The following is an 11118-nucleotide window of genomic DNA, read 5'->3' as shown; positions in this document are numbered from 1 at the left end:
TACCTCAAGGGGGTCGCGGGCTCGGGGTCAGAGACTGCTCGGAGATGGGAGGAACCCGTCGGCGATGGCCTGGACCTCCCTCTCTTCGAGCACGCCTTGGTAGACGTGGACGTCGTCGATGTCGCCGTTCCAGGCGCCGGTCAGCTGTTCCTCGAACCGGGCGGCGCCGATGACCAGGGAGCCGTCGGCGTGCCAGGGCGTCTCCTGCACGTCCGTGCCGACCTCGGTTCCGTTGAGGTAGAGCGTCATCCGCCCACCGGTGTGGTCGTACGTGGCTGCCAAATGCGTCCAGGTGCCCAGCTCGGGGGCTTCTTCCGAGAGCGCACGCGACCAGCCCGAGGCGCCGATCTCATCGGAGGGGGCCATCTTGAGCACCCACTGGTCCCAGTCGTAGGTGTTCTGATGGCCGAGGTAGAAGCCCGAGTGCGCCTGCCCGTCCTGAGACAGGGCCGTGGAGTTGGTGCCGGTCTCGTCCAGGCGCACCCAGGCGGCCACGGAGAAGCTGCGGTCCGTGCGGATCGCAGGGCCATCAGTGGTCAAGCGCTCGTCCTGACCGTTGAGCGTGGCGCCGTCGCCGCCCTCCGGCCACACGGTGGCCGGGTCGCCGTGCAGGGTGGCGTCCAACCCGTGGTCAGAAGAGTCGGCGGCCGTGGTCCCCTCGGTCTCGTCCAGCTTCCAGCGCCCCTCAAGGGCCACTTGGTTGGCCAGAAGCCACGGCTCCGAGCGCTCCTCGGGGGCGTCGGTGGGCCGGACGCCGATGACGACCCGGTCCCACACGCGCACGTCGTCGACGGCGCCGGGCCAGAGCTCGGCCGCCCCGCCCTCGAACTTGCCCCGACCGAACACCAGGTCTCCCGTGCCGTTCCACGGCTGGGCGATGGTCTCTGTGGTCTCCTGGCGCACGCCGTCGACATAGAGAACGGCTTCACTGGTCTCCGGGTCGACCACTCCCAGCAGGTGGGTCCATACGCCGACCCGCGCCGGTTCGTCCGAGACCGCGCGTGTCCACCCGGAGGCCCCCGTCTCGTCCGACGGCGGGAGCTTGAGGACCCAGTTGTCGTAGCCGTAGGTGGACTGGTAGCCGAGGAAGAAGGAGCTGTGCACGCTTCCGTCCTGGCTGACCGCGGTGGCATTGCCGTTCTTGTCGTCCAGCCGCACCCACGCCGAGACGCTGAACGCGCCCGAAGTGTCCACCACCGGGCCGTCGGTGGCCATGTGGCCCCCGGCCCCGTCGGTGGCGATCGCCGCGCCCTCCAGCTCGTGCCGCTCGCCCACACGGCCGCGCGTCCACTCCACGCCGCCCGACACCTGGGCGGTGCGCCCGTCGCCGATGCTGTCGGCCGCCGTGTCGCCGCTGCCCTCGTCGAAGGTGAAGTGGGCGACCGGGTTGCTCGGCGGCGCGACGGTGAAGGTGTGCACCAGCACGCACCCGGACGAGTTGCCGTGCGCATCGACGGTGCGCGCGTGGATCAGGTTGGGGCCCGAGTCGCGCGGCGTGATGGTCACCGTCGCATCCGCCCCGGCCTCGTCGAGTTCCACCGTGGTGGAGCAGGAGGCGTCGTTGACGCTGTAGTGATAGGCGGCCGCATCCTCGACCCCGTTGGCCGAGAAGGTGAAGTCGCCCGGACGCCCGACACCTGCGACGGCCTCGTCGCTCTCCGGGTAGTCCTCAGAGGCCACCGCCGGACCGGTGTCCGGTGCCGAGGTGTCGACCTCGATCCAGCACGGGTCCGACCACGCCCCCCAGTGCTGCCCGTCGTAGACCACCGCCCGGTAGGAGAGCAGTTCGCCCTCAGGAAGGTCCTTCGCGGTGGCGCTGCGGTAGATCCCGTCCGGATACGGCTTGGGATCGGCGTAGGAGGCGTCCGCCTGTCCCAGCCGGTCCCCCGTGTCGTTGATCCACCACGCGAAACGCGTCAGGAGCTTCTGCGAGGCGAACTTGGTGTCGTAGTCGCGCACGTAGGCGCGCAGCACCGGCGAAGTGGAGTTGATCAGCCGCGGGTTCTCGGGGTCGGTCGAGCACACCCCGCCCAGCGAGTCCGACATCTTCGAGGTCGAAGGCTGGGACGGCTTGTTGTTGTACCGGACGACCAGCTTGGGGTCCTTCTTGAAGCGCCGCCAGTCCCAGTTGCTCCCCGACGTGCTCTCGTTGCCGAACAGCCCGTAGGTCACCGTCTGGTTGTCCGAGGCGGCCGCCGACTCGTACGCCTGCGTGGCGTCGAACTCCACGCCCTCGCCCCCGCACTGCGGTCGGCCGATGTCGACGTTGACCTCGTCCTGCTTGGTCAGCTTCTCCGGCTGGTCGTTCCAGGTCGCGCTGGACTTCAGGTACCGGGTGCGCCACAACTCGAAGGTGGCGTCCGTGCAGGCGAACCCGTGCGAGACCTCGAAGCGCATGGTCGCCGAGTCGATGACCGTCCCGGACTTCTTGGTGCGCTCGTAGACCTTGAACCGCCAGAACGCGCGCTTGGTGTTGCCGTACTGCGGCTCATAGCCCACCCCGGTGTCGGAGTCGGAGGAGTTGTAGTAGCTCGTCGACGGAAAGCGCTTGTTCACGTACGCCCACGAGTGGCGCGCCACCGACACCGACGGGTCGATGTAGACGGGGAACTCCGTCGCCTCGTCGGCCAGCATGTCCGCATCAGGCGTCAGGCGCAGCCGGTCGACCTCCACCTCGGCCTCGACCTGCTCGACCCGCGCCCCGGCCTTGGGGGCGACGGCCTGCTCTTGGGTGCTCATCTCCTCGCTGCCCGAGGAGTCCCACATCTCCGGGGCCGGCGCGGTGAACACCTGCTCGCCGCCGTTGTCGCCGACCGCGCTCAGGTTGCCCGCCGTGTCCTCGCGCATGGTGACGCCCTGGGTGGCCAGGGCCATCTCCACCTGGGCGAGCGCGTCCTGCTCGGCTGCCTCGCGGGTCTTGACCGCGAGCACCTGGTTGAACCCGTCCACCGAGGCGGTGAGCACCAGGTCCACGCCCGGCAGCACCTCCGGGTAGGTGGCCTGGGCGCCCTCCAGCTCGGGTTCGGGCAGCGGCTCGGGCCAGTCCAGCTCGACGGCGTTGGAGCCGATCCCCACCCGGGCCATCGGCGCGCCGTCGCCGCCGCCGGAGAAGGCGACCTCGGCCGCCGACGCCTTGGGGCGCACCGTTCCGTCACCGGTCGTGACCAGGTCGGTGTCGACCGGCGCCCACCCGTCGTCGGCGCGGACGCGCTGCGGGACCGGGGAGCTCTCCATGGTGAACGAGCCGTCGGGCTCGGCGAAGACCTGGGTGGTCTCGTCGGTGAAGGCCTCGATCTCCACGCGCTCGCCTGAGGAGGCGGCCTGCTCGGCGGCCTGCTCCTCCTCCGGGGAGAGGTCGCTCGGCTCGGCCGAGGCCGGGGCGGCCAGCAGCGACGTGGTCAGCAGCAGGCCCAGTGCCGCGGCGCCCGCAGGCTTTCCGGACAGCATTCGGACACACCTGTTCCAGGGTCGGGGGATGAGCCCACCTGGAGCGGGTGCGGCAGGCCGTGCATAAAACGCGGGTAAACGTAGACACGCCCCACAGACGACCGCAACACGTGACCCGAATCACACAGAAAACTTTCCTGACAGTTAGCGACACCCTGTCCTGCGAACCTGAGAATCCGTTCAGGTTTCCCGCGGCTTGTCTGGGAATCCTGTGTCCGCGTCCGGCCACGCCCGCAATCGTCTTGTTATGTCCGTTATGCCCTCTTTACTTGCGCGACGTACCGTCTGGTTGGCCGCATCTTCGCAGGCCACAGCAATCATGCCCGGTTTCCGGGTGAACAGGTGAAACGTCGAGGCGTCCCCCGCTCCGCCTCCGGAAGGAGCGCCGCATGGGCGCCAAAGCGCGCATCAGAAGAGCAGGGAAGCACCTCCTCCCGCCCACCGTCCGGACCCGCATCGAAGAGGAGCGCCGCCGCGAGCGCGAGGAGGCCGCAGAGCGCAAGCGGGCCGAGCGCAAGGCCGCCGAAGAGCGGGAGCGCGCCGAGCGCATCGCCCTCAAGCGCCGCGCGCTGCTGGCCTCCGACGAGCGCCTCCGCGCCTTCGCCGGCCCCGACGGGCAGGAGCTGATCGGCCGGACCGTCGACGCCTTCACCTCCCGCGACGCCTCCGCGCACAACCTCCGCCTGGTCACCGAGGCCGCCGTCCGGGCCGGCGCCGACTACTTCCTCGTGCCCGGCCGCTCGCGCACCCGCCACGTGGTGGGGCTGCGCCGCGCGGACAAGAAGGCCTTCCTGGAGGCCATGCGCGCGCTGTACGGCGCCGCCTCCGTCTATGCCGCCAAGCCCGCCCCGGGCGGCACGCTCGCCGCCGGTCCCGCCCTCTACGCCGAGGGGGCGCTTCCCTCCGGAGTCAAGAAGAGCGCCGTGATCCGCTTCGGCCGCCATCTCCTCGGCCCGGACGGCCAGCTCCTCTCGGGCCTGGAACACGGGTGCGACGTGGAGTTCTGGCGCGACGGAGAGGAGTTCTCGGCCGATGAGGCGTACACGGAGAAGTACGCCCGGCTGCGCGTCCAGGCGCCCGAGGACGTCCTGGCCGACTCCTGGGTCGCGCCGCGGCGCAACCAGGTCGCCGACGTCCTGCCCACCGGCCAGCGGATCCCGGCGACCACGCTGGTGGACGGCCGCGAGCACCCCCCCTTCGCGCCGTTCACCCGCCCGCGCCCCGACCGGGTCGACTTCCCCGTCGACGCCGTGTTCACCTGGGTCGACGGCGACGACCCCGTGCTCGCGGCCGAACGCGAGCGGCACCGCGGGGGGACCGGGGAGATCGCGGCCCGCGAGACCGGTGCCTCCCGGTACACCGACCGCGACGAGCTCAGGTACGCGCTCCGGTCACTGCACACCTACGCCCCGTTCATCCGGCACGTCCACATCGTCACCGACCGCCAGACACCGCACTGGCTGGACACCTCGGCGAGCGGGGTGACCGTCGTCGACCACCGGGAGATCTTCGCCGACCCCTCGGTGCTGCCGGTGTTCAACTCCCACGCCATCGGGACGCAGCTGCACCACATCCCCGGGCTCAGCGAGCGCTACCTGTACCTGAACGACGACGTCTTCTTCGGCCGGGCGGCGGCCGCCGAGGACTTCTTCCACGCCAACGGCATCGCCCGGCTCCCGTTCTCCCCCTTCCAGTTCGGCCTCGGCGAGCCGCACCCGGAGGAGCCCGCGCCCAACTCGGCGGGCAAGAACGTCCGCAGGCTTCTGGAGGCCGAGCACGGGCGGTTCATCACCAACAAGTTCAAGCACGTCCCGCACCCGCAGATCCGCGAGGTCATGGGCGAGCTGGAGAAGACGTTCGCCGAGGAGGTGGCGGCGACGGCGGCCTCGCGCTTCCGGTCGACCGGCGACGTCGGGATGGGCGCGACGCTGCACCACCACCACGCCCTGCTCACCGGGCGGGGGGTCCCGGCCGACTACCGGCTGCGCTACGTCGACGTGGCGACCGACGACGCCCCGGAGCGGTTGGAGGAGCTGCGCACCCGGCGCGGACACGACTTCTTCTGCCTCAACGACGTGGACACGCCCCCGGAGCGCAGAGAGGAGATCGACGCCATGGTGCGCGGCTTCCTTGAGGAGTACTTCCCCTTCCCCTCCCCCTGGGAGAAGAAGGGGTCGTAGCAGGAGCGGCGGCGCGGGCCGCGTGACCGGCCCCCGCGCCGCCGCGGTGTCGCAGTGCCGCGGTGCCGGAGGGGCCGACACGCCGGGGCGTCCGTCGGTCCACGGCGGGGAGCGCCGCCTTAGCCTGGTACGACGACCGCGCACCATGGCCAGGGCGGGCTGCACTGATGGACATCGACACGCTGGTCAACTTCGGACTGGTACTGGCGTTCGTCCTTCTGGGAGGCGTGTTCGCCGGGACCGAGCTGGCGCTGGTCTCGCTGCGGGAGAGCCAGATCCGACAGCTTGAGCGGCGCGGACGCCGGGGCGCCAGGGTCGCGGCACTGGCCCGCGACCCCAACCGGTTCCTGTCCGCCGTGCAGATCGGCGTCACCGTGACCGGGTTCTTCTCGGCCGCCTACGGCGCGTCGACCCTGGCACCGGACTTCGCGCCCCTGCTCGTGGAGGCGGGCCTGGCCCCGGCGCTCGCCGACGGGGTCGCCCTGGTCGTGCTGACCCTCTTCGTCGCCTACCTGTCGCTGGTCCTCGGCGAACTGGCGCCCAAGCGCTTCGCCCTCCAGCAGGCGGCGGGGATCGCCCTGGTGGTGGCGCCGCCCCTGGACAGGTTCGCGACCGCGATGCGCCCGGTCATCTGGCTGCTGTCGGTCTCCACCGACGCGGTGGTCCGGCTCTTCGGCGGCGACCCCTCCGCCAAGAGCGAGGACGTCACCCGCGAGGAGCTGCGGGACATGGTGACCACCAGCGCGGATCTGGCCACGGACGAGCGGGAGATCGTGGCCGACGTCTTCCAGGCCGCGGACCGGTCGGTGCACGAGGTGATGCGGCCGCGTGTGGAGGTGGAGTTCCTCGACGCCGGCATGGGCATCGCCGAGGCCGCCGACCGGGTGGCCGACCGGCCGTACTCCCGCTACCCGCTCAAGGGCGAGGACATCGACGACATCGTCGGGTTCCTCCACATCCGCGACCTCTTCGTGAACCTGGGCCGCGGCGGGCGCCTGCGCGACATCATGCGGCCGATCGTGGCGCTGCCCGCGACCAACCTCACCCTGTCGGCCCTGAGCCTCATGCGGGACCGGCGCACCCACATCGCCGTGGTCGTCAACGAGTACGGGGGCACCGACGGCATCGTCACGCTGGAGGACCTCGTCGAGGAGCTGGTCGGCGAGATCCACGACGAGTACGACGTCCCCGGGCCGCCCTCCGGTGCCGAGGACGGCTCGGGGACCTACGACGCCGGCCTGCGGCTGGAGGAGTTCGCCGAGCAGGCGGGCTTCCCCCTGCCCGAGGGGCCGTACGAGACGGTGGGCGGACTGGTGATGCACCGCCTGGGGCGGATCCCCCAGGAGGGCGACTCGGTGACGGTGGACGGGCACGTCCTGCGCGTCGTGCAGATGAGCGGCAACCGCACCCGCCTCGTCGAAGTGCGCGGCCCCGGCCCGGGGCGGGCCCCGGCGGGGTGACCGGCGGTTCGTCGTCCTCCGGCCGGTGATCCGTGTCGAAGGACGGGGCATTGCGGCCGTCGGAGTCGAGCACCGCGAACTGGCCGGAGCGCGGAGAGGGGATCGGCGCCGCGGTGCGGGACCTCCTGGAGGAGTACTTCCCCTTCTCCCTCGTCCTGACCGGAGCCAGGTGGCGGCCGGGGCCGGACACGGGCGGTTATGTAAAAAATCTTGGACATCATGTCAATGATGCTTTACATTGAGCGTACCCCCCGCCCCTGCCTGAGGAGGCTTCACATGGACGCACCTCCCTCTTCCCCCCGGACCTTGCGCGCCCCGTCGCTCACGGCCGGGGTCGCCCTGATCCTCATGGGCGTCCTCGGCGCCTTGGGCGGCGTCGTCGTGCTCCAAGGGCTCGTCACCCCCGGTGACGCCGCCCGCACCGCCGCCGACATCGCCGCGTCGGAGTCCCTCTTCCGCGCGGGTGTGGCGGCCCTGGCGACCGTCGCCGTGCTCGACATCGTCGTCGCCGCCGCCCTGTACGCACTGTTCGAGGGCGTGAACCGCGCCGTGGCGACCGCGGCGGCGTGGTTCAGGGTCGCCTACGCCGCCGTCCTGGCGGCCTCGACCGGACACCTCGCGCTGGCGCTGGACCACCTCGACGACCCGGAACGCGTGCTCGCGGCCACCGAGGCCTTCGCCTCCGTCTGGGGTCTGGGCCTCGGCGTCTTCGGCGTCCACCTGCTCGCCGTCGGCTGGCTCGCCGTCAAGGCGGACTTCATCCACTCGGCGTTCGGCGTGCTCCTGGCCGCGGCCGGCCTCGGGTACCTCGCCGACGCGCTGGGGCCCATCCTGTTCAGCGGCTACGCCGTCCCAGCGGCGCTGTTCACCTTCGTCGGCGAGCTCGCCCTCATCGTCTGGCTGCTCACCAGGGGTCCCCGCGTCGTCCTGCCCGCCCGGGCTCACTCACCGTCGGGGTAGGCGAACACGTCGTCGATCCGCACACCGAAGACCCGCGCGATCTGGAAGGCCGTCTCCAGCGACGGCGAATAGCGCCCCTGCTCGATCGCGATGACCGTCTGGCGGGTCACCTCGATGCGGTCCGCCAGCTCGGCCTGGGTCATCCGGCCGTTGGCGAACCGCAGGTCACGGATCCGGTTGGTCACCTTGGTGGGCTTGCCCATGGTCACAGCCCCCGCCGGTAGAGCACGAGCTTCACCGCCGACGACACCACGGCCGACGCCACATAGGCGAGGTACATGGCGTGGGCGGCCCAGAAGTACGCGGCTTCGGCCATCACCAGGGCGAACGGGACGACCATCGCCGCCCCCAGCACGATGAAGCCGACGCGCTCCCCTCTGCGGTCGATCTCGGCGTCCCGCTCGTCGCGGCGGTCCCGCCCCTTGCGCGGCGGCCGGACGAAGAACATGTTGGCGACGATCCCCGCGCCGACGGCGGCCAGCAGCGGCGCCTGGAAGGCCCCGTCGGCCGAGGCGGAGAGGCCGCCCGGCCCGACGAGGAGCACCAGGAGGTAGCCCACGGGGATGACGAGCGCGGTCGCGAGGTAGGCCCACGTGCGCCGCTCCCCGTAGGGCATGGCCGCCTCCCGATCGTCTTTCCCCTCGGCCGGAGGCGCCACCAAAGCACGGAGCGGCGGGATTGTCAACTATTTTTGACATAACCGCGGGGGCCGGGTCAGGGAGGGACCCGCCCCGGCCCCCACGCGGACGGCCGACGGCTACGGCAGGTCGTCGGTGACCCGCTTGCCGTCGCCGCCCTTGGTGATGTGGAAGCGGTCGACGATCTCGCCCTCGCGGGTCTTGGAGACGTAGTCCAGGCGCGAGCCGTCGACCTCGACGATCTGGTAGGTCTGCGCCTCCTCGCGCTGCACCCGCGCCTCGGCGCCGTTGTCCGTCCAGTTGGCGTCGCTGACCCCGTACATCTTCGGCCCGGTCACCGCGACCGCGTAGACGGGCCCGGTCTGCACGTCGGGGTCGCCGGTGCGGTTGTCGACCAGGTTGCCGCGGCCGTAGCCGTGGTCGTGGCCCTGGAGCACCAGGTCGACGTCGTACTCCTCGAAGACCTCCAGCCACATGTCGCGCAACCGCCCGTTGTCCCGGGTCGGCGAGTTGGAGAAGACCGGGTGGTGGAAGGTGACCACGGTCCAGGGGTTCGGGTTGTCCTCCAGCACCCCGCGCAGCCAGTACTGCTGGTCCTCCAGCCAGTCCTTCGTGTCGAACCACGGGGCGTTGCGGTAGTTGGAGTTGAGCACCACGAACCGCACGCCCTGGTGGTCGGTGTAGTAGACGGTGTCCTCCAGGTCGTCGTCATCGGGGCCGTTTCCGGCGCCCGGGAACTGCAGGCCCCAGTGGTCGGTGATGCTCCACCCGGAGTACTCGTGGTTGCCCGGGGCGGTGACCTGGTTCATGCTCCCGGTGGCGTCCTGGCCGAACGCGCCGAACCACTCGCCCCATTCGGCGTCGGACCCGCCGGAGTTCACCAGGTCCCCGGCGTGCACGGCGAGCTCGGCGTCGGGGGCGTCGGCCAGGGCGGCCTCGATGGTGGGCGCGGCGCCGCCGGTGATGTCGTTCTGCACGTCGCCGAAGTAGAGGAAGCGGAAGGGGTCGGGCCCGTCGGCGGCGGTCTCGAAGGCCAGCCAGTCGCCGAACGCCCCGCCTTCGGCGGAGCCGACCCGGTAGCGGTAGTCGGTGCCGGGTTCGAGGCCGTCGGCGGTGGCGCGGTAGTGGACGCCGTCGGTGGAGCCGGTGCGCTCGCCCTCGACGCGCCGCACCTGGTCGGGGGCCGAGGCGGGGGCGATCTCCAGTACGGGCGCGTAGTCGTCGGCGGCCCGCCAGGTGACGGTCTGGGAGGTGGAGGGGTCGGCGGTCGGCGACAGGGTGGTGCGCTCGGGCGCGGAGGCCGCCTGGGCGGGCGCGGCCGCGGCGGCGAAGGTCAGGGCCGCGGCGACGGCGGCCCCGCGGTGCAGGGCGGCGCGCGGGGCGCGGGAGGTTCGGGGCGCACGGGAGGTACGGGGGAAGGGGGATCCGGCCATGGCTCCTCATCCACACGGGGGCGATGCGGTCGTCCGTGACGATAAGGAACCATGGGTAACGTGTGGTGAATAGTCGGGTACGGGGCGGATTCCTCGGCGTGCCCGTCAGGCCTTGCGGGCCAGGCCGCAGTACTGGGCCACCCGGTCCGACGGGCGGACGATGCCCTCGGGCCGCCAGTCGGTGCAGGACACCACACCGGGGTCGAGCAGCTCCAGCCCCGCGAACATCGCCTCGATGTCGGCGGCCGTGCGCAGCAGCAGCGGCGTGGAGCCGCTCTCGTTCCAGATGCGGGCGCCCTCCTCGGCGTTCTCCTTGCGCACCTCGGTCGTGCTCAGGGACAGCGCCAGGAGGCTTCCCGCGGGCACGGCGGCCATGACCGCGTCGATGATCCCCTTGGCCTGCTCGTTGTCGGGGACGAACTCCAGTACCGCCAGGAACATCACCCCGACGGGGCGGTCCAGGTCCAGCGTGCGGCGCGCCCCGTCCAGCACCGTTCCGGGCTCGCGCAGGTCGGCGTGGACGTAGTCGGTGGCCCCCGGGGCGCCGTCGGCCATGAGGGCGCTGGCGTGGGCCAGCACGACCGGGTCGTTGTCGACGTAGACCACGCGCGCGTCCGGGTCGACCTGGCGGGCGATCTCGTGCGTGTTGCCGGGCCCGGGGATCCCCGTACCGATGTCGAGGAACTGGCCGATGCCGTGCTCGGCCGCCATGCGGCGCACGGCGCGCGCGAGGAACGCCCGGTCGGCGCGGGCGTTGGCCGCCATGTCCGGGATGGCCTCCAGGACTTGGTCGCCCGTCTCCCGGTCGGCGGCGAAGTTGTCCTTGCCTCCGAGCCAGTAGTCCCAGATGCGGGCCGGGTGCGAGACGGAGGTGTCGATCCCGGCCGGAACGCGGCCCGGCGTGCCGACGGTGTCGGAGTCGGGTTTCATCCACGCGGGAACGTCGGTCATGAGGGGGTCCGTTCCGGTCGGGGGCATGACGGCGGTCCCGGGCAGCCTA

General features: G+C 71.5%; 8 protein-coding genes. 3 read left to right on the top strand and 5 right to left on the bottom strand.

What is annotated here, in order from left to right; all coding sequences use genetic code 11:
* Positions 1–27: 27 nt before the first annotated feature.
* Positions 28–3447 carry a LamG-like jellyroll fold domain-containing protein gene (locus O4U47_RS10410; protein WP_270677534.1) on the bottom strand — a complete coding sequence of 1140 codons (3420 nt, stop codon included), beginning with the start codon at positions 3445–3447 and terminating at the stop codon, positions 28–30.
* 389 nt (positions 3448–3836) lie between these two features.
* On the opposite strand from O4U47_RS10410, the gene O4U47_RS10405 reads away from it, so the two are divergent.
* The 3 genes from O4U47_RS10405 to O4U47_RS10395 all read left to right on the top strand — a co-directional run bounded on the left by O4U47_RS10405 (position 3837) and on the right by O4U47_RS10395 (position 8047).
* Positions 3837–5627, top strand: coding sequence for a stealth family protein (locus O4U47_RS10405; RefSeq protein ID WP_270677533.1), 1791 nt, complete (start codon positions 3837–3839; stop codon positions 5625–5627).
* Between the two features lie 167 nt (positions 5628–5794).
* On the top strand, positions 5795–7087 hold the full coding sequence (locus O4U47_RS10400; RefSeq protein WP_270677532.1) for a hemolysin family protein: 1293 nt from the start codon (positions 5795–5797) through the stop codon (positions 7085–7087).
* A 276-nt stretch (positions 7088–7363) separates the two neighbouring features.
* Positions 7364–8047 carry a DUF4386 domain-containing protein gene (locus O4U47_RS10395; protein ID WP_270677531.1) on the top strand — a complete coding sequence of 228 codons (684 nt, stop codon included), beginning with the start codon at positions 7364–7366 and terminating at the stop codon, positions 8045–8047.
* Here O4U47_RS10395 and O4U47_RS10390 read toward each other — a convergent pair.
* The 4 genes from O4U47_RS10390 to O4U47_RS10375 all read right to left on the bottom strand — a co-directional run bounded on the left by O4U47_RS10390 (position 8029) and on the right by O4U47_RS10375 (position 11069).
* Positions 8029–8250 carry a helix-turn-helix transcriptional regulator gene (locus O4U47_RS10390; RefSeq protein WP_270677650.1) on the bottom strand — a complete coding sequence of 74 codons (222 nt, stop codon included), beginning with the start codon at positions 8248–8250 and terminating at the stop codon, positions 8029–8031. The genes O4U47_RS10395 and O4U47_RS10390 overlap by 19 nt on opposite strands.
* Positions 8251–8252: 2 nt before the next feature.
* The gene (locus O4U47_RS10385) at positions 8253–8663 is read right to left on the bottom strand and encodes a hypothetical protein (RefSeq protein WP_270677530.1); all 411 of its coding nucleotides are present in this window, start codon (positions 8661–8663) and stop codon (positions 8253–8255) included.
* Between the two features lie 141 nt (positions 8664–8804).
* The gene (locus O4U47_RS10380) at positions 8805–10118 is read right to left on the bottom strand and encodes a purple acid phosphatase family protein (protein ID WP_270677529.1); all 1314 of its coding nucleotides are present in this window, start codon (positions 10116–10118) and stop codon (positions 8805–8807) included.
* A 105-nt stretch (positions 10119–10223) separates the two neighbouring features.
* A complete protein-coding gene (locus O4U47_RS10375) occupies positions 10224–11069 on the bottom strand; it encodes an SAM-dependent methyltransferase (RefSeq protein ID WP_270677528.1) in 846 nt (281 codons plus the stop codon).
* Positions 11070–11118 lie beyond the last annotated feature (49 nt).

The sequence above is a fragment of the Nocardiopsis suaedae genome (genome assembly GCF_027706745.1).
In the GTDB taxonomy this organism is placed as follows: Bacteria; Actinomycetota; Actinomycetes; order Streptosporangiales; family Streptosporangiaceae; genus Nocardiopsis_A; species Nocardiopsis_A suaedae.
Note: the sequence above shows the minus strand (reverse complement) of the source record. Positions and strands in the feature narration are given on the sequence as shown.